This is a genomic window from Thalassobacillus sp. C254, from assembly GCF_001310615.1.
Genome location: NZ_BAXQ01000019.1, coordinates 12,461 through 31,260, shown reverse-complemented (window position 1 = coordinate 31,260; position 18,800 = coordinate 12,461). Strand labels below are relative to the sequence as shown.

Genomic DNA, 18,800 nt, shown 5'->3' with positions numbered 1-18,800 from the left:
AAGAACATCCCTTCTGCTTACTAAGAGCTGAAGAACAATCAATTAAAGGGCAAGTGAAAGTAAATAGGCTGGTTTAAGTCTCGTTCAATACGAAACTCAAACCAGCCAATGGCCTGCGTAATAAAAATCTAACTTTGTGGAGGATACTGAGACTATTTTGTCACCGTCCTAATAGGAACGAAGGTCGTATGGTGTCTGCTGGTAGACGTAATAATTTAGCCAATTTGAAAATAAAAGATTAGAATGAGCTCTCCATCTAAGCTGAGGCCTTGCCTTTCTGTTGTTTTCCGGGTAATAATTCTCTGGCTCCGCTGTCTTCACTCCCCGGTTGTAATCCCGTTCATATTCATCCTGAAGTGTACAGGTATCATATTCACTGTGGCCTGTCACAAAATTTGTTTGCCATCTTTTGAGGCGACGATATATACGCCGGCTTCAGGAGATTCAGACAGCACCTGAAGCTCAGGTACCTTGTCTACATCTTCACGCCTGGTACCCGTATATCTGGAATGAGGGACATAAAAAACATCATCAAAGCCTCTCATTAAGCTTTCATTCGGCTTTTCAACAAAATGTTCATAAATACCAAACTGCTTAACAGGAAGTTCATGTTTAGGAACTCCGTAATGGTAATACATGCCTGCCTGCGCCCCCCAGCAAATATGAAGGGTGGAAGTTACATTTGATTTGCTCCACTCTAAAATGCTCTTTAGCTCTTCCCAATAAGTAACATCTTCAAAAGGGAGCTTCTCTATAGGCGCTCCGGTTATAATCATTCCGTCAAATTTTCTTTCACGGACTTCATCAAAGGTCTTATAAAAGGAGGCGAGATGCTCAATTGGTGTATTTTTGGATCTGTGTGTATGAGGGTGAAGCAATGAAACATCCAATTGAAGGGGAGTGTTTCCCAACAGCCTGAGCAATTGTGTTTCTGTCGTTTCTTTTATTGGCATTAAGTTTAAAATCAGTATTTTAAGTGGGCGAATATCCTGAGTATAAGCTGCTTTCATTCATAATAAATATATTTTCTTTCGACAATATATCTTTTGCGGGTAAATGATCGGGTACCTTAATAGGCATAATTCTCTCCTACTTTCTCTCAATACTCAGCTATCTTTATTGTATATTTTTTATAGTGCTCCCTGAAAGATTCGTTTTCAAAAGTTATATCATATGATGAATAGATAAAACCGGAAAGCTCACCACTCAACTGAAAAGCTGACTCTCTACAGCATCAGCTTGATTGGTATCTACCCATTCCAACCGATCTATCATACTTTCATAAAGTTATTCTGTAATTGTTAAAATTATCATAAAACCGAATTTTTCGCAAATCTTTTACAGGATTCATTATACTATTTTATAACATATCTATCTATTGTCTTCTCTATTCTTCTTTTGGAGAAGAGCTGCAACACCTGCTTCCCACCCTGGTCCCCTGTTCCCAAAGGGGTTATATGGGGCCAGTCCCTGGGGGGTTCTTTTAGTTTACGTAAATTAAAAAGCAGCCAACTTGACTCCCTCTAGAATAAGTGGTCCTTTCACAAAAGCTTTTATAAAAGAAACATCCGGGATCAGCCGGATGTTTGAGAGGAATGCCTTTTTTCTATAGCACGTAGTAATATTTCAGCTTTTTCGCCAGAGATGGTGGTTACACCAAGAGGTTCTTTTTTCCTTCCGTATTCTTCATGGTGAAAATCTGATCCTCCTGTACGAAGCAGGGTCTTGTTTGTTTCTTTCTCCAGTTTGGAAGTCAGTTTTTCGTAGTGTTTTCTTTCTTCAGGGTCGTGATCTCTGTGTTCAATTTCCACCCCGTCAAGCCCGCTCTGATGCACCCATTTTTCAATGTCTTCATCAAGACCGTAATACCCAGGATGAGCAACGACTGCAAGCCCTCCGGCTTTATGAATAAGTGATATGGCTTCTTCAGGAGTGAATTCTTTTGCCTTCGATACGTAAGCCGGCTTTCCTTCTCCTAAATATTTATCAAATGCCTCTGATACTTCTTTAACGTACCCTCTATCAATCAGTGCTTTTGCTACGTGCGGGCGGCCAACACTGCCCCCGTCCACATAACGGAGTACATCTTCTTCCTGCAATGTAACTCCAGCACCCTGTAAACGTTCAAGCATAACTTCCATACGCTTGTTTCTCATTTGTCGTTGTCCTTCCAGCACTTCTTGAAATGCTGCATCTTCAATATTTACCCCGTAGCCTAGCATGTGAACGCTTTTCCCTTTCCACTTCGTGGAAAGCTCAATGCCTGGGATCACAGTCAGATTCAGCTGTTTCCCTGCCGCCTGTGCTTCTTTTACCCCATTTGTTGTATCATGGTCTGTCAATGCTACGATGTGTAATCCTGCCTCTTTGCACTTTTCCATCAGCTTAGCGGGTGAATAGCCCCCATCTGAAGCCGTAGAGTGCATATGTAAGTCTGCCTGCATCAATTGCTGGTCCACCTCCGCTTTGTTTACGAAGCAGTTTTCACTGCCCAAGCTACTTGCCCTTTTCTCATATGGTCTGTATAGGTAAACTCATAATATGAAGATGGTTCTACTTTAAATGCCAACGTCCCTCTTCTTTGCCCTTCAGGCGGAGTTGACCTCCAATGAGCCTTTTATCGTCATAGTTGTCATGGTACTCATAAGTATATCCTTCGTCGTTTACGACCAATGTGTTGAATAAAGATATTTCTTTTACTTCTTCAGTGGCATTAAAGAAAGAGACATCAACAACCAAAAAGGTTTCCCCTTCCTCTTCGGTCTCATATGCTTCATGGACGGTCACATCCATTCCGCCTATTCTTGCCGTTTCACCTTTTTCCAACAGGTGTTCAGACCCCTCCACAATCTGTGCATAGGGTTATCCGTTAACCCGCTTGTAGTCTGTGACTGAAATAAGACACCTGAGAAAAAACCGAGCAATAAAACAAGTCCAAGTAATACCCCATATTTCACCGTCATGCTAAATCACTCTCTCCATTCTACCTAATCTGTTCCAACATGTTCAAACCTGGTGCCCTTCTCAACAGAAAAGATATGAGACTTTGCTTTTCCATAGAACAAAGCTTAGCATCATTTTATATCACATAGGCGCTTGTTCTCTGTTTTCCACCCCACATCAAAGGAGGCGACCGTTATGGCCACCTTGTTCTAATAAAACAAATATGACGCTTATTTCCCTTCGTTCCACCAATCATCTTGAATGGTAACCGGCAGCTGTCTTTTATGCTCTGTTTGAGTATACCTGGTAATGAGGTTTACTTTCACGGCTTCACTTACCGTTTTACCTTCCAGGAAATTATCAATATCGTCATAGGTGACTCCCAGAGCTTCTTCATCTGAAATACCTGGTTTATCGCTTTCTAGATCAGCAGTAGGCACCTTCTCGTATAAGTGTGCCGGAGCATCGAGTTTACGTAAAAGCTCTTTTCCCTGCCTTTTGTTCAGACCAAATAACGGTGCGACGTCACAGGCCCCGTCACCATACTTAGTGTAAAATCCAGTAACAGCTTCCGCTGCATGGTCTGTCCCGATCACTAGGCAGCCAAACTCCGCTGCCAAATCGTATTGGGCTTTCATTCTTTCCCTTGCCTTTGTGTTCCCTTTGTTAAAATCACTCATCTTATGGCCCACTGCTTGTTCAAAAGCCTCTTCTGCCGCATCCACTGCTTGTTGAATGTTTATTGTAATTGTCTTTGATGGGCTGATGTACTTTAGCGCCTGTTGAGCATCATCTTCATCGAACTGTTCGCCATATGGCAGACGAACGGCAATAAAAGAATATTCTTTGTCCTCTTCTTCATTTAATTCCTCAATAGCCATTTGCGCTAGTTTACCGGCTAATGTAGAATCCTGCCCCCCCGATATCCCCAATACATATCCGGATACGTGGGCTTTTTTTGCATATGATTTTAAAAACTCTTTTCTCTTATTAATTTCTTCAACAGGATCAATATCCGGCTTCACTTCCAAAGCTTCTACAATCTGCTGCTGTGAAATAGACAATTTAATCACTCCAATGACCATCATTTGCTTATTATTTATCCTACATCCCAGTATACTAAACCATAGCATTAAGGGACATGGTTTCTTTTTTTCAGCTTTAATAATTGGGACTGTTTTCCTTCTTTCTGTAAAATTTCGGCTTGCTTTTCCCCTAACAGGTCAAAATGGGGGTATGGCTTTCGAAGATGAATCCACTCTTCTTTCAGGCCGTATTGCTTTCCCCAGCTGATCAGTGCTTTTACATTTGAACATCCTACTTTTGTGACTGTATCACAATCCGGAAACCTTGGATCATACCAAAAATGAGTGATAAACGCGATTTCTCCATTTGAAGCTTTTCGTTTCCATTCTATGAGTTCTTCTCGCCTGATTCCAAACGCCATAATTTAGCTCCTTTTCCAATTTCCCTGTCTCTTTTTATATCATACGAAGGCATTTTTGTCTGTTATAACGGAAGAAAATGTTTCTTTGGATTCATAAATGTATGTAAGGATGTCGGTGAAGTATATCACATGTTTCATTTTACATTAAAAAAAAGCAGCTCTTTTAAGGAGCTGCCCCTTCCTGCTACCGCCGTTTCGCATCTCTTTCTTCGTCTGCGATTTCTTCATATATATTTCCCAGGCTTTCCTGTCTTCTTGCATTCTTTGCTTCAATTGCTTTTTTGTCTGATTCCTTCAAATCAAGGTTATTCATCGTTTCCTCAGCGGCTTCCATATTCTTAAGGGTGTTATCCTTCATTTTTTCCAGTTTTTTCAACGTTATCTGAACGGTCATCAGGTTTAGCCATTTCATTTCCTCCTTCTCATTTGTCCACATTAGTGTGGAATGAGAAGAAGGTTGTTATACATTTTCTTTCACTCGTTTCTTAATCATTTCATACTTCTCGTGCCAGTCAGGAAGATGCTTCTTAATAGAGATGGGCCGGAATGTATTTTTGCGAATACACACGTGAGTGGTGGTTCCCTTAACACAGAGAATACCTTTTTGGTTGATTATGTTGTAACCGTATGTCACCCGCAGACCATCATAATCTTCTATCCATGTTTCAGCGGTGATGACATCCCCATAAGTTGACGGAGCCTTATAATCAAGGTTCACATTTGTCACTGGGGACAGTATGCCTTGCTCTTCAAGCTCTTTGTAATTAAAGCCAAGTTCATTGATCAATTTTGTGCGTGCAAGCTCACACCATACGAGATAATTAGAGTGGTGGACGATACCCATTTGATCGGTTTCTGCATATCTGACTTCAATGTTTGCTGCTGCTTTCATTTTTCCAGCTCCTTTTATAACTTAATGTGCAAAGCCTCTGTCACATCCTCTTTTTCCAGTAGTGCATAGTCCCCACTCTCATTACGGTTCAACAACCTGACCGCTTGCTGCTGAAACATTTCTTCTGCAAGATCTTGTGCCAGCCGTCCATTCCCAGGGACCGTTCTTTCTGCCAGATGTTCGAGTAAAGCTTCCCACGCTTCCGTGGTGAAGCGGTATCCGTACTCACTAGCTTTTTTCTTTGTAATTTCAGCCAGCTCTTCGCCTGAATAATCGGGAAACGTAAAAGACTTTTTAAAACGGGATCGCAGTCCTGGATTACTTTCAAGGAGATTCTCCATTGGTTCTGGGTAACCGGATAAAATAACGACCAGGTTTTCTTCATGCTTTGTCATTTCTTCAACAAGCGTGTCAATTGCCTCTCTGCTAAAATCCCCTGCTCCTTTAGGCAGTAATGAATAGGCCTCATCTATAAAGAGTACCCCTCCCAGGGATTCACGGATTTTCTGTTTTGTTTTTAAGGCCGTCTGGCCGACATATCCTGCTACAAGGTCACTCCGTCCGCAGACAACGAGATGCCCTCTTTTTAAAAAGCCCAGTTCCTTTAAGATTTTTGCGTAAATGGCAGCTGTACTTGTTTTTCCCGTACCTGGTCTTCCATTAAAAATCGTGTGAAGAGAAAGAGGAGCAGAAGGAAGGCCTGCCTGTCTTCTTTCTTGCTGCACCTGCACAAAGGAAGCCAGCTTTTTCATTTCTTTTTTTACTTTATCCAGGCCGACAAGTTCGTTTAACTCTTCTATACCTGCTTGCCGTTCTTTTTCTTGTTCTTTTTTCTTATCTTTCAAATCCTCACTTGTTAACACGGCATAGTCATCCAGGGAAGGTGACTCTTTTTTTCCTGCCTTTGCTCCTTTTTGAAAAATAGCATCAAGAATGATGTTCTTGACAGTACGAGCATTTCCAAACGACTCATCTACCTGCTCAGCTGCAATCCGCTCTTCCAGCGTTATTTTCCCATCAGCAGATAACGTATAATCATTTGCTAATGCAACCTTATCGCCTATATCAAGCAATTCCTTGAGAGAATAGTCAGAAATATGAATGTGATTACTTTCCGGAAAACGGCTGCGAAGCCCCGGGTTGGCACGTAAAAACTGTCTCATTTCTTCAGGATATCCAGCCAGAATAAGAGAAAACGTCCCTGCATACTCACTGCTTGTAATGGCGGACACCAACGTGTCAATGGCGGTTTGTCCATAATCGTTGCCAGTCATGCCTTCTCTTTTCAAGCTGTAGGCTTCATCTATAAAAAGAACTCCTCCTACTGCTTCTTTGATTAAATTAAGAGTCTTTTCTTCAGTCTGGCCTACATAAGAGCCAACTAAATGTGAGCGGTCCGCTTCTAAAACCTCTTCCCGGGGCAACAGCCCAACATCATGATAAATTTTAGCGAGCAAGCGGGCAAGCATGGTTTTTCCAGTGCCAGGATTCCCGGTTAAGATCATATTTAAGCTTAATTCATCCTGAAGGACAAAACCTTCTTCTTTTCTTCTTTTCTGGTATTGCAGATAATAATACAACTGATGAACCGGTCCTTTACCTCCTGCAGGCCAATTAACTGATCTAACTCCTGCAGGGGACTGTCATCTTCTTTTCTGTCTTTGAACCCATCAAAATGAGAATGCCATTCCCTGGAAATATGATTAATCTCCTGCAACGCATCTTTCATCTCTTTCACATGTTCAGGGGAATAAAAGGTGCCGGTCGCCGTCTCCTGATAGAGCCGTGATGACTCCTGTAACAAACGGAGACGCTCTAACCCCTTGATCAGTATTTGATACGCTTCTTCTGCAAAATCGGCCTCTTGCTCCTTGTCCGCTTTCTCAAACATAACCTTTGCTCTTTTGAGAGCCTCGCTCTGAGCCTTCATTTTCTCTATTTGGGAAGAAGAAGCGGTGTATAGCTGTTCAGCTGTTTTTTTTCTTGCAGAACTCTGGTCTGTCTCTCTTATCGAAGGAAGGTTGTTAGGAAAGAGGGCCTGCTCTGCTCTCCAAAGAATATCCTGTCCTTTGATTATAAGAAATAAAGGATAGTTCTCATTGCGCTTCTCACCTTTATCCATCCAATCACGAATAAGGGGATCTATTTTTCTTACTTGCTTAAAACGGGTATATGACATGAAAGCGTATAAGACGCCTATAAATGGTTCCACATCACTCTCGTCACCCGACAATTTATCAATATAATTCCTGGCTTTCTCCATGGAAAAAAGACTTAGATCTTTTTCCCACGCCTTTATTTCATCTATGATTTCAGTTTTTTCTTGATGAGTCATACAATCACCTATCTTTACATGAATCACGTTCTATTGTCAGCCTGCAAGGTATCGTCTGAGCCTTATCCTGCCTTTTTCCGAAAGAAAGGAACGGGCTTCACCTGAGGCCCTATCACTTTTGTCCCTAAAGTTACTCCAGAAAAAACAAGAAGTGCTCCTGCTAAATGTATCATGCCAAAGGATTCATTTAAAAATATTACCGCCATCACTACTGCTGAAACAGGCATCACATTTATAAATAATGCTGCCTTCGAAGCTCCGATTTGTTGTATCCCGTCATAGTACATAACAAAACTGATTACTGTCACAAAAACACTCATATGTAAGATGGCCAGCCAGGATGAAGGTGAGGCTTCCAACCAGCTGAGAGGAGAAGCTTCATATAAGGAGAAAGGCAAAAGAAAGATTGTTCCGAACATGACAGCATAAGTAGTCGAAACTACAGGCTGAACTTCTTTAATACCACTTTTCCAAGCACGCTGTACAATGCCCATGTTACCACTGCTAAAAGCAAAATAATATCAATCGCTTCTAAGCCGCCAGTTATAATGGCTCCCATGTTTCCTTCACTTATAATCGTTGCTGCACCGCTTAGTGCCAAAATCATTCCTGCGATTTGAAAACGAGTAACTCGCTCTTTCAAGAAAAGAATCGACAATAGTAAAATCAAAACAGGTTGGTGGCAATAAACAATGAACTTTTTACCACAGGAGCATACATGCTTGCAAGAAAAAAGCAGACATTGTAGATGAAAATTCCTGTTAACCCAAGAAGAGCAAAGAACAGCCAGTCTCTTAGAGTAACCACAGGACGCTTTGGTTCCATTTTCCACATGAGAGGAAACAACAAGACCGCGGCAAAGAAAAAACGGAGAAACGCGACAGTAAAAGGTCCAAAATCTTCCACAGCTATTTTCCCGGCAATAAAGCCGCTCCCCCACATTGACGTTGCAAAAACAAGCATGACATAAACCAGCCACTTTGGACGTTCTTTCATTGTTCTATCCTCTTCTCTTTAAAGTGCTATGTATTCCACTTTTTATTGTATCATTTTTTCGGCTTTCGAAAGAGCCGGGCCCGTTCCATCAAAAAACCGCCTTTTACTGACGGTTTTTCACGGAAATCCATATCACTCGCCTGAGTAGAAAGCCAATGAAAATGGCAGCAATGACTCCTATTAATGCGCCGAGGGTATTTAATATGACATCGTCAACATTGGCCACTCTGTGCGTAAAGATAAACTGGTTCACTTCAATAAAAGTAGAAACAAGCATAGCGGCAACAGTAATAGTCAAGATTGCTCTGCTTTTTTTTCTACTTAACAAACCCAAAATGAAACCAAAAGGAATAAAAAGCACAATGTTCCCTGCTAATATGCGGAGGGGTCTGCTAGCCCCGGCTGAACATAGCAATTCTATAAATGCTGCGAAAGGGAACGAGATTGTAATTTCTCCCGCCTGGACCTGTGGCCCAAAGGAAGCTCCGTAATTCCATGCTAACAATGTGACATAGAAAAGAACTGCCATATAAATAATAAATACAGCCCAAAGCAACGGGGTTATGATAGACCTTATTTTTTTATCGTTTATTTCCGTTTGGAGAATATGTATCACTCCCCTGTTATTCAATTAATAGGTGCATGTTTATTATGAAATGATCTATAATCATTGACAATGTATTTTTATAGTGCCTGTTCGACACACCTTTACCCTGCAAGACAATACCATAATCCTTTCCTCTGCTTCTTAAGCATTTAGAGACTAAGAAAATCATTTAATTCGGTTAATTCGTCGCGTTATGTAATACGAAAGACTAAGCAAATACATAAACCATTCTCTACATAAAAAAACCAGAAAGAGCAACAGGCTCCTGCTGGTACGATGATACTATTATCTGACTGCTCTGCGATTTTCCCATCTTTCCTCAAGTTCTTCAAGCATCTTTTTGTCCTTCATGATTTCCACTTTATTTACCTTCACTAATTCTTCAAAGGTTAAACGCTTAATTTTTCTCAATATTCTTCACTCCTTTTTCTCCATTATGGAAAAAAAGATTCATCTTATACCTGTTGTTTAGGGCTGATATACCAGCCCGATGTTTCATCGATGGTCAGTAAAAAGATTTCATGAGGATTTCTATGCCCGCGTTTTAACAGTTCTTCTTTCAGCCAATCTATGGATCCTAATTCCTTAAGATTGGCATGAATAATTTTCCCGTCCTCAATAATGACCTTAGGATAACCTTTATCTTTAGGGTCCATGTTCATGTCTGTTGGGGTAAGAGCCTGATTGGCACTCTTTTTAATGACACTTATTTGGCCGTTTGCCTCAAGAATGGCATAATCCACTTCATTTAAATCTGATGCATCCCTCAGCCGCAAGTCCATTAATAGTGATTCTATTGTGACTTTTGCCTTTTTTAATTGGTCATGGAGAATTTTTCCTTTTTCTATGACAATGAGAGGCTCGTCTTCAATTACTCTTCTGAAGCGCGGTGTTTTTAATGCCGTATAGGTAAGGGTAAAGTGAAAGGCTGCTATTAATCCTGCTGATGCTAACGGACCACCCAATGGAAGATCACCGCTTGATAAAGGCTCCCCGACAATATCACCGATCACGACACCAAAAATAAAATCTAAAGGATCAATAGAGCCCATTGATCGCTGACCTAGTATCTTTACCATGAGAAAGATATAAATGTAGACGATAATAGCCCTAATTACAAATCCTGTGATTGGAAGTGCTTCTGAACCTGTCCAGAATTCCAGGATTCTCACCTCAATTTCTTACCATTTTTTAGAACTGTCCATTTTATCTTGTTCAATTTCAGCGTATGACATATGCTTTCGTTCTTCAGCTTCCTGACCAGGAGAAACATGCTGCTCTTCTTTCTTTTTTGTCTGTTTCTTCTCTTTCATACATCCTCCACCTTTCTTTTTCTGGTTTTATTGTGTACGATTTTTCTTTACGTTTATGAAATTTTATAATACGGTACGTGAAATTTTTAAAACTCTGTGAGCTGTAACCATCACCAGACGAGGTACATTTAGTATTGACTGAGAGTAAAGGAGCAATCATTTAAAAAAGTTCTTCGACTGGTGTTTTGAGACCCTTTATGCCGGACAGAAATAGAATTTAATCCAAATAACCCAGCTTTATCTCCTTTTCGTTAACAAATGCCTTGCTTTTTTACATTCTCCCACTTTAATGAGGAAATTTGTTGTCCATAAGCCTTAGATCACAAAAAAGGCTGACCCGGCAGGTCAGCCTTTTTACCTTATTAGCTGCTCTTTGCGGCAGCCAATCTGCTGCGAAGAACCATTTGAAGAATACCGCCATGACGATAGTAGTCGATTTCAACGTCACTATCAAAACGTACAAGTACTTCAAACTCAGTAGTCTTGCCATCTTCATCTGTTGCAATCACCGTTACATGATCACGAGGCTGAACGGTATTATCCACCTTCACATCAAAGGTTTCCTTACCAGTCAGTCCTAACTTCTCAGCGCTCTCACCTTCTTTAAATTGAAGAGGAAGCACACCCATAAGAACAAGGTTACTGCGGTGGATACGCTCAAAGCTTTCTGCGATAACTGTCTTAATGCCTAGAAGGTTTGTACCTTTAGCTGCCCAGTCACGAGAGCTTCCCATACCGTAGTCTTTTCCAGCCATTACTAAGAGGCCAGTCTCATCCTCTTTGTACTTCATGGCTGCATCATAAATAGCCATTACATCACCAGTTGGCCAGTACGTAGTGTAACCGCCTCTGTGCCAGGTGCTAACTGGTTCTTAATGCGGATATTTGCAAACGTACCACGCATCATAACTTCATGGTTACCTCGACGGGAACCATAGGAGTTAAACTGCGCAGGCTTTAAGCCTTTGCTCATCAAGTATTTACCTGCTGGGCTGTCCTTTGCAATTGAACCGGCAGGAGAAATGTGGTCCGTGGTAACGGAGTCACCAAACTTACCGATCGCGCGCAGTTCATTAAGCTCTTTGATATCCTCTGGGTTCTCAGAAAGATCTTCAAAGAACGGCGGGTTTTGAATGTACGTGGACTCTTCATCCCAATCATATAACGCGTCATTTTCATCGGATTGAAGCTCGTTCCAACGTTCATTGTTATCAAATACAGACTCATATTCTGACTTAAAGATTTCAGGGGAAACACTTTGAGCGATAAATTCTTTGACTTCCCCGGCAGACGGCCATAAATCTTTAAAATATACATCGTTGCCGTCTTTGTCTTTTCCAAAGGAGTCTTTTTGGATATCAAAGTTAACATTACCAGCAAGAGCGTAAGCTACTACAAGCGGCGGTGAAGCCAGGTAGTTGGCTTTTACAAGCGGGTGAATGCGTCCTTCAAAGTTTCTGTTTCCGCTAAGCACAGAGCTTACAAGCATATCATTATCAGCAATTGCTTCCTCCACTTCCACTGGAAGCGGTCCGCTGTTTCCGATACAAGTTGTACAGCCGTAGCCCACAAGGTTGAATCCAAGCTTGTCCAAGTATGGAAGCAGACCTGAATCTTCCAAATATCTTGTAACTACTTTGGAACCTGGTGCAAGAGAGGTCTTCACATAGCCTGGCACCTCAAGACCTTTCTCCACAGCTTTTTTAGCAAGGAGTCCGGCTCCAAGCATAACAGAAGGGTTAGAGGTGTTTGTACAGCTTGTAATCGCTGCGATTGTAACCGCACCTGTTTTCATCGTGGATTTCTTTCCACTTGGATGATCGATTTCTACTTCCTTATCAATATCCTCCGGAGCAAGTCCAAACCCTTGGTTTCCTGCTGGAGCAGACAATGCTTTCACAAACTGCTCACGCATATCTTTAAGAGTGATAAGGTCCTGAGGACGCTTTGGTCCGGAAAGACTTGGTTCAATTTCATTTAATGGAATTTCTACTACTTTAGTAAATGTCGGCTCTTCTGTACCTGGAGTATAGAAAAGGCCGTTTTCCTTACAATAAGTAGAAACCACTTCAATATGCTCTTCACTGCGGCCAGTCAGGCGAAGGTAATTCAAAGCTTCTTGGTCCACTGGGAAAAACCCGCAAGTTGCTCCATATTCAGGAGCCATGTTGGAAATTGTAGCTCGGTCAGCGAGAGGAAGATCTGCTAGTCCTTCTCCGAAGAATTCAACAAATTTACCAACAACGTTTTGCTCACGGAGTACTTGTGTTACCTTAAGGGCGACATCAGTAGCTGTTGCTCCCTCGGGAATGGAGCCGCTTAAGCGCACACCAATAACTTCCGGAGCCGGGAAATAAGAAGGCTGCTGAAGCATTCCAGCTTCTGCCTCAATTCCGCCCACACCCCAGCCTAAAACACCAAGACCGTTTATCATAGTTGTATGGGAATCTGTTCCTACCAGTGTATCCGGGTATGCTTCATAGCTGCCGTCTTCACTTTCTACAGCATGTACAACAGAAGCAAGATACTCAAGGTTCACCTGATGGACAATACCAGTCGCCGGCGGCACTGCACTATAGTTATCAAATGCTTTTGTTGCCCAGCTTAGAAGCTTGTAACGCTCCTCATTTCTTTCAAATTCAAGGTTCATATTTTGCTCTAAAGAGTCGCTTTGTCCAAACTTATCCACTTGAACAGAATGGTCTACGACTAAATCTACCGGAATAGCAGGATTAATAGACTGAGGATCGCCGCCAATGTCAGCCATAGCCTTACGAAGAGAAGCTAAGTCTACAACCGCCGGCACCCCTGTAAAGTCCTGCAAGATAACACGTGAGGGCTTAAAAGGTACATCCTCGGCACCACTATTGTCGGCGCTCCATTTTGCCAGACTTTCAATATGCTCTTTCTTGATTACTTTATCATCGTACTGTCTTAGTACAGATTCCAGTAATACTTTCACGGAGTATGGAAGATTCGATACTTTACCTACTCCTGCTTCCTCAAGCGCTTTAATGTCATAATAGTTGTAAGTCTTTCCATTGACAGAAAAGGACTTGCGGGAGTTAAAAACATCATTGTTTTTACTCATTATGTATTCCCTCCTTTTTAAAACTATCATATAACACATTTGGGAAAATGTCGAAGATATTGCTCAAAACTATTGAAAACGCTTTGATACTAGTAGTCGCAAATCTTCCCTATTCAAGAATAGCAAAACTTTGTAAAAATATAAATGGCTTAGTGAAAATATTTTCATCTTTCTGTAATATGTACGAGGAAAAAGGTTGTTGACTGCAACAAGCCGCCGTGCTAGTTCTTTTATTTCAGGCTCTTGTGATATGTCCTTTTGTAGGATTTCTTTTTTCTGTATGTTTTTCTCCCCTCTGTTTATCCTACGTACGAAAGGAGGGTGCAGGATGACAGAAAAAAACACGTATAAGGACCAGAGAAGAAATTCACCTAAAAATACAGACTCAGAAGGAATGCAAGAACCTATGCCAGGTTCAAAAAAAGTAAAGCAGCGCAATCACGTCAATCAGGCACATGGAGGCAGAGGATAAATAAGTCCTCTTCTTCATAAAAGAAAAAACGAGCTGAAAGCGTTCATGCCAGCTCGTTTTTCTTCTATAAAAAGCCTTTGACGACAACCGCTATGATTAATGAAAATGTTGATCAAGGGCGACAAAACGATGAACGAGCACCTCAGTTTCTTCCCAGGTAACAGTGCGAAAGTCCAAAATCACACTGTTTCCTTTCGCACGGGCCACAACTGGAGGGTCATCACCGTTTCTCAATAACTTTATTACTTTTTCAACTATTTCACCCTCAAGCTCCACTTTTACTGCAAATGTCGGCAATGAAACATCCGGCATCGTTCCTCCGCCTATTTGTGAGGTTTCTTCAATAAGTGATGCCTTCCAGGAAGTAGCGTCCAAGCCCTTTAAAAAGACCTCCGCCCGGTTCTTTACTTCCTCCTTGCTCTCAAGGACCATTTTACCTACAGGAAGAGTATGGACCCCCTCAATTCCTTTTACGTATGCTTTCAACGTGGCTTCCAGGGCGGCCAGGGTCATTTTATCAACCCTAAGTACTCGGGCCAGTTGATTTTTCTTGAGTTTTTGGATGATTTCCTTCTTCCCGGCTATAATTCCGGCTTGAGGACCGCCAAGCAGTTTATCTCCTGAAAATGTAACTAGATCGGCTCCTTTTTCAATAACCTCTCTTACAGTAGGCTCGTCTCCAATTCCATGAGAAGAAAAATCATACAATGCTCCGCTTCCCAAGTCCTCATATATAATAAACTGGCTGTCTTGGTTTTTTTCTTTTAACGGAATAAGCTCTTCAAGACCTACTTCAGCTGTAAAGCCAATCGTTTTAAAATTACTCGTGTGCACCTTCATTATCATGCCCGTATCATTATTCAGCGCATTTTCATAATCATATAAATGGGTCTTGTTCGTTGTGCCTACCTCGACTAAGTGTGCACCACTTTCCTCCATTATTGATGAAACACGGAAGGATCCGCCGATTTCCACGAGCTGGCCCCTGGAAACTATCACTTCCTTATTTTTTGCAAGAGCATGAAGGACGAAAAAAACAGCCGCAGCATTGTTATTAACAACCATAGCAGCTTCTGCCCCGGTTACCTCGGTAAGTAAATCTTCGATCAAATCATGTCTGGATCCCCGTTTGCCCTCCCCAATATTATATTCGAGGTTGGAATAATTTGAGGAGGTCATAATCACCTGTTTAATCGCTTCGTCACTCAAGCGCGCCCGCCCTAGATTGGTGTGCAGAATCGTCCCGGTGGCATTGATAACACGTGTAAGTGTGTAGGATTTAAAGGCTTGCACTCTCTTTTTTAATGCATTCAATACATGGTTCTTAAAGGAAGCAGCAGATACGGGAACCGGTGCCTGACCTTGGAGAAGGTCAGCTCGCAGCTTCATTACTTCCTCACGGAGCCACTCTGTCAACTTCTCAGAAGATACTCCATTCTCCTGAAAGGCCAGGGCTGTATATTCAGGCTCAACCTGAAGCTCATGAATTGGGGGGAGCATTCTTACAGCTTCTTTCATATTATTTCTCACCTTTCTTATCGAGGACGCCTCTTCATCCCAGCTCCCATGAGATAAAAACACGGGCCGTTTTCCAAGAAATAACCGGCCCGCCTGTTTACCTATTCTTTAAATTTTGCAATTTCTTCAATCAGTTGGTCATCATCCGGGAAGCTGCCCTGTTCAAGCTTTGAGTATACCTTTTCGCCATCAACAGTGACTTCAAAGGCCCCGCCTGAACTCGTTATTAATTCCACAGCGCTGACTGCGCCTCGATATTTATCTAGTAGTTTGTCCGCGAAACTCACGGCTTTTGGAGCAAAGTTTCACTGCATGCAAAATTCCACGGTTACTTTCATAATAAAATCTTCTCCTTTATAATTGATTTCTGAACTTTATTTTAGGATATTGTTTGTCACTATGCAAATGATACCCTTATACTAGTGTAAGCAGCAAAAAAGGAATTTTCAGGAGGTGTCCTAATATGAGCAAAGAAGATAAAATCAGACTAACTAGTCTTTCCTCAAAAGCTGGCTGAGGATGTAAAATTGGTCCAGAAGACCTGGCGCAAGTTTTGCGTCACTTACCAGAACGGGAAGCTGATCCAAATTTGTTAGTCGGTACGAACACCTCTGATGACGGAGGCGTATATCGTTTGACCGATGACCTTGCTCTTGTGCAAAGCGTTGACTATTTCACTCCGATTGTGGATGATCCATATATGTTTGGCCAAATCGCTGCTGCAAATGCATTAAGCGATATTTATGCGATGGGAGGAAAACCAAAGACGGTCTTAAATATCGTTGGTTTTCCAATCAAGTCTCTCCCTGACGAAATTTTAGCGGGAATTATGAAAGGAGCTTCTGATAAAGTAGCAGAATCAGGAGCAACCATTGTAGGCGGCCATTCTATTGATGACAGTGAGCCCAAATTCGGACTGGCAGCAACAGGAATTGTCCATCCTGACAAGATATTTAGAAACCAGGGTGCTAAACCTGGCGATGTTCTTGTCTTAACAAAACCGATCGGGGTTGGCGTTCTTACTACTGGCATCAAACGTGAGGTTGTTACAAAAGAACAAGAAGATGCTGTTACCCGGACAATGGCTGCACTTAACAATAAGGCAGCTGAAGCTCTGGATTCTTTCCATCCAAGTGCTGTAACAGATGTAACAGGCTTTGGATTACTCGGTCATGGATATGAAATGGCCGGCTCCAGCGATGTCACCTTTTCATTTGAATATGACCGGATTCCTGTGCTTAAAGGAGCCCTGCAACTTGCCGAGGAGGGAATAATCCCCGGTGGATCAAAGGCCAATGCGAGCTGGCTTGAATCTGTCATTTCCTTTGATGACCGACTAAGTAAAGCTCAGCAGCTTTTATTGTGCGATGCCATCACGTCAGGTGGTCTCCTTGTAGCATTGCCTGAAGAAGAAGCCGATCAATATGTCGAAGCCCTTCAATCAAAAGGAATTCATGAAGCAGCCATCATCGGCCGTGTGACAGAAAGAACAGAACGCCCTATTGAAGTAAAATAGCGTATAATAAACCCCCTGGAAAAGTCCAGGGGTTTATTCATCGTAAATCCTATTATATGCCTTGTCATCAAGCTCCTCAGGGCGTCCATCAAAAGCAAGCTTTCCTTCTTTTAATCCAATGATTCTCGTTGAAAACTTCTTGGCAATCTCAACATCATGGATATTGATGATCGTTACCAGGTTTTTTTCGTCATGAACGGAACGAAGAATGCCAAAGATAGACTTAGCCGTACTCGGATCAAGGCTTGCTACTGGCTCATCTCCAAGAAAAATATCAGGTTGCTGCATGAGGCACGGGCAATTCCTACTCGCTGTTTTTGTCCGCCGCTGAGAGCCTCAACTCTTCTTCCTGCCATTTTCTCCAGGCCAACTTGTTCAATGACACTCTTCCCTTCGTTCTTTTCCTCCTCCGAGTATAAGCAGTAGATTCTCATACCATTTCTTTTGGCCAAACCGCCCGGTCAGCACATTTTGAAGCACGGTCATCCTGGGAATGAGGTGGAAATGCTGAAAGATCATGCCGGCTTTTGTCCTAAGTCTTCGCTTATCCTCATCTGATAAGGAGTGAACAGAATAGTCATCAACAAAAATTTCTCCTGAACTTACCTCCTGAAGAGCGTTTATGGTCCGGATAAAGGTTGATTTTCCAGCCCCGCTTCTACCAAGGACACCAATAAACTCTCCTTGTTGAAATGATAAAGACAAATTATCAATAGCCGGATCAGCGGCTCCTGGATATTTTACCGTTACATTTTCTAATGTAATCAAACCTTTCCCCCCTTCCTTAGATCACTCGTTTCCTTACATATGAGCCAAACATATCTACCATTATGACAAGAAGCATAATTAGTAAAATGCTCACTGCCATCGCTGTATAATTAAAGCTTTGAAATTGATTAAAGAGCTGCTGGCCAATCCCGCCACCGCCAATGAATCCAAGGATTAAAGAGGTTCTAATAGCGACTTCGAACCTGTAAAAATAATGAGATAAAATATTCGGCCAAATTTGCGGGACGATGGCAAACAGACTTGCAATCCGCCTTTGAGCTCCTACTGACTTCATTGCTTCATGGGGGCCTGGATCAGAAGCTTCAATCAACTCGGATATCAGCTTTCCAAGGACTCCAATATTATGAAGTAAAATAGCAAGAACAGCTGCAAAGGGGCCTAAACCGATAACCACCACAAAAATCAGACCAAAGACAATCTCAGGAATGGACCGCAGGCCGGATAAAGAAAAGCGGTTGAACGTATAAGCCGTTCTGCTTCTGCTCGTGTTGGAAGCAGACGCAAAGCTGAGTGGCAGAGCAATAATAAGCGCAAAGAAAGTACCAAGGAAAGCCACCGCCAATGTCACCAGGGATTCCCTGAGCAGCAAAGGAAGCAGAGACCATTCCGGTGGCAAAAAACGGTTTTGTATGAAAGTAAAAGCATCTGTAAACTGAGCAAACCTTTCAAGCTCAAAGCCCGTTTCCCTCATGCTCCACCAGGTGATCGCTAGTAAGATAACTCCATAAAGGAGGTATCTTTTGTGGAACCAAATCATGTTTTCAACCCTTTCCCCAGTGTTTCCAAAACCAGACTGACAGACAAAGTCGGAAAGCCTCAGTTTTCGACAGGTATATGTTCATTAAGAAAAAAGCCGGTCTGGCTGAAATACGTCAACCGAT

The 18,800-nt window shown here is 42.0% G+C and carries 22 protein-coding genes and 3 pseudogenes; 2 read left to right on the top strand and 23 right to left on the bottom strand.

The annotated features are described in order from the left end of the window. Positions 1-168 precede the first annotated feature (168 nt). From metA to acnA, 17 genes and pseudogenes are all read right to left on the bottom strand, one after another. Positions 169-1,080 (bottom strand): annotated as a pseudogene (gene metA, locus JCM19033_RS15845) (homoserine O-succinyltransferase). Positions 1,081-1,574: 494 nt separating this feature from the next. Continuing rightward, positions 1,575-2,495: a PHP domain-containing protein gene (locus JCM19033_RS15840; protein ID WP_269758307.1), complete on the bottom strand. Its 921-nt coding sequence runs from the start codon at positions 2,493-2,495 to the stop codon at positions 1,575-1,577. 58 nt (positions 2,496-2,553) lie between these two features. Beyond that, positions 2,554-2,826 carry a DUF4352 domain-containing protein gene (locus JCM19033_RS15835; protein WP_157049928.1) on the bottom strand — a complete coding sequence of 91 codons (273 nt, stop codon included), beginning with the start codon at positions 2,824-2,826 and terminating at the stop codon, positions 2,554-2,556. A 347-nt stretch (positions 2,827-3,173) separates the two neighbouring features. Beyond that, the gene (nadE, locus tag JCM19033_RS15830) at positions 3,174-4,028 is read right to left on the bottom strand and encodes an ammonia-dependent NAD(+) synthetase (RefSeq protein ID WP_054637049.1); all 855 of its coding nucleotides are present in this window, start codon (positions 4,026-4,028) and stop codon (positions 3,174-3,176) included. 47 nt (positions 4,029-4,075) lie between these two features. Beyond that, positions 4,076-4,390, bottom strand: coding sequence for a hypothetical protein (locus tag JCM19033_RS15825; protein ID WP_054637009.1), 315 nt, complete (start codon positions 4,388-4,390; stop codon positions 4,076-4,078). A gap of 184 nt (positions 4,391-4,574) precedes the next feature. Further along, complete coding sequence (locus JCM19033_RS15820) at positions 4,575-4,826, bottom strand: small acid-soluble spore protein Tlp (RefSeq protein WP_306301374.1); 252 nt, start codon at positions 4,824-4,826, stop codon at positions 4,575-4,577. A 24-nt stretch (positions 4,827-4,850) separates the two neighbouring features. Then, on the bottom strand, positions 4,851-5,282 hold the full coding sequence (locus JCM19033_RS15815; RefSeq protein ID WP_054637008.1) for a thioesterase family protein: 432 nt from the start codon (positions 5,280-5,282) through the stop codon (positions 4,851-4,853). Between the two features lie 14 nt (positions 5,283-5,296). After that, positions 5,297-6,862, bottom strand: coding sequence for an AAA family ATPase (locus JCM19033_RS15810; protein WP_054637007.1), 1,566 nt, complete (start codon positions 6,860-6,862; stop codon positions 5,297-5,299). Further along, positions 6,796-7,617, bottom strand: coding sequence for a hypothetical protein (locus JCM19033_RS15805; RefSeq protein ID WP_054637006.1), 822 nt, complete (start codon positions 7,615-7,617; stop codon positions 6,796-6,798). The genes JCM19033_RS15810 and JCM19033_RS15805 overlap by 67 nt, the downstream gene beginning before the upstream one ends. A gap of 62 nt (positions 7,618-7,679) precedes the next feature. Continuing rightward, positions 7,680-8,111 (bottom strand): DMT family transporter, encoded by a 432-nt coding sequence (locus JCM19033_RS26290; protein ID WP_269758306.1) that lies wholly within the window; start codon positions 8,109-8,111, stop codon positions 7,680-7,682. After that, a complete protein-coding gene (locus tag JCM19033_RS26285; RefSeq protein WP_269758305.1) occupies positions 8,057-8,287 on the bottom strand; it encodes a hypothetical protein in 231 nt (76 codons plus the stop codon). The genes JCM19033_RS26290 and JCM19033_RS26285 overlap by 55 nt, the downstream gene beginning before the upstream one ends. Further along, the gene (locus JCM19033_RS26280) at positions 8,284-8,613 is read right to left on the bottom strand and encodes a DMT family transporter (RefSeq protein WP_269758304.1); all 330 of its coding nucleotides are present in this window, start codon (positions 8,611-8,613) and stop codon (positions 8,284-8,286) included. The genes JCM19033_RS26285 and JCM19033_RS26280 overlap by 4 nt, the downstream gene beginning before the upstream one ends. A gap of 103 nt (positions 8,614-8,716) precedes the next feature. After that, complete coding sequence (locus tag JCM19033_RS15795; protein ID WP_198153541.1) at positions 8,717-9,169, bottom strand: VanZ family protein; 453 nt, start codon at positions 9,167-9,169, stop codon at positions 8,717-8,719. 336 nt (positions 9,170-9,505) lie between these two features. Further along, complete coding sequence (locus tag JCM19033_RS22525) at positions 9,506-9,631, bottom strand: FbpB family small basic protein (RefSeq protein WP_083465515.1); 126 nt, start codon at positions 9,629-9,631, stop codon at positions 9,506-9,508. 44 nt (positions 9,632-9,675) lie between these two features. Further along, positions 9,676-10,392: a DUF421 domain-containing protein gene (locus JCM19033_RS15790; protein ID WP_306301373.1), complete on the bottom strand. Its 717-nt coding sequence runs from the start codon at positions 10,390-10,392 to the stop codon at positions 9,676-9,678. A gap of 9 nt (positions 10,393-10,401) precedes the next feature. Further along, complete coding sequence (locus JCM19033_RS26275) at positions 10,402-10,533, bottom strand: hypothetical protein (RefSeq protein WP_269758303.1); 132 nt, start codon at positions 10,531-10,533, stop codon at positions 10,402-10,404. 362 nt (positions 10,534-10,895) lie between these two features. Then, positions 10,896-13,624: pseudogene (gene acnA / locus JCM19033_RS15785) on the bottom strand (aconitate hydratase AcnA). A 328-nt stretch (positions 13,625-13,952) separates the two neighbouring features. Here acnA and JCM19033_RS22520 point away from each other — a divergent pair. After that, the gene (locus JCM19033_RS22520) at positions 13,953-14,096 is read left to right on the top strand and encodes a small acid-soluble spore protein P (RefSeq protein WP_083465514.1); all 144 of its coding nucleotides are present in this window, start codon (positions 13,953-13,955) and stop codon (positions 14,094-14,096) included. A gap of 96 nt (positions 14,097-14,192) precedes the next feature. Here JCM19033_RS22520 and selA read toward each other — a convergent pair whose 3' ends face one another. Beyond that, positions 14,193-15,614, bottom strand: coding sequence for an L-seryl-tRNA(Sec) selenium transferase (selA, locus tag JCM19033_RS15780; protein WP_054637047.1), 1,422 nt, complete (start codon positions 15,612-15,614; stop codon positions 14,193-14,195). A 101-nt stretch (positions 15,615-15,715) separates the two neighbouring features. Continuing rightward, positions 15,716-15,907, bottom strand: a pseudogene (locus JCM19033_RS22515) (Rdx family protein); the annotation flags it as partial. A 170-nt stretch (positions 15,908-16,077) separates the two neighbouring features. Here JCM19033_RS22515 and selD point away from each other — a divergent pair. Next, a complete protein-coding gene (gene selD / locus JCM19033_RS15775) occupies positions 16,078-17,130 on the top strand; it encodes a selenide, water dikinase SelD (RefSeq protein WP_083465512.1) in 1,053 nt (350 codons plus the stop codon). A 33-nt stretch (positions 17,131-17,163) separates the two neighbouring features. On the opposite strand, the gene JCM19033_RS26270 is transcribed toward selD, so the two are convergent. Genes JCM19033_RS26270 through phnE form a run of 4 tightly spaced genes read right to left on the bottom strand, consistent with a single transcriptional unit; the run spans position 17,164 to position 18,676 of the window. Continuing rightward, positions 17,164-17,418, bottom strand: coding sequence for a hypothetical protein (locus JCM19033_RS26270; protein WP_269758302.1), 255 nt, complete (start codon positions 17,416-17,418; stop codon positions 17,164-17,166). Further along, positions 17,379-17,486 (bottom strand): hypothetical protein, encoded by a 108-nt coding sequence (locus JCM19033_RS26265; RefSeq protein WP_269758301.1) that lies wholly within the window; start codon positions 17,484-17,486, stop codon positions 17,379-17,381. The genes JCM19033_RS26270 and JCM19033_RS26265 overlap by 40 nt, the downstream gene beginning before the upstream one ends. 19 nt (positions 17,487-17,505) lie before the next feature. Beyond that, a complete protein-coding gene (locus JCM19033_RS26260; RefSeq protein ID WP_269758300.1) occupies positions 17,506-17,898 on the bottom strand; it encodes an ATP-binding cassette domain-containing protein in 393 nt (130 codons plus the stop codon). A gap of 16 nt (positions 17,899-17,914) precedes the next feature. Beyond that, positions 17,915-18,676 carry a phosphonate ABC transporter, permease protein PhnE gene (phnE, locus tag JCM19033_RS15765; RefSeq protein WP_054637004.1) on the bottom strand — a complete coding sequence of 254 codons (762 nt, stop codon included), beginning with the start codon at positions 18,674-18,676 and terminating at the stop codon, positions 17,915-17,917. Positions 18,677-18,800: the final 124 nt, after the last annotated feature.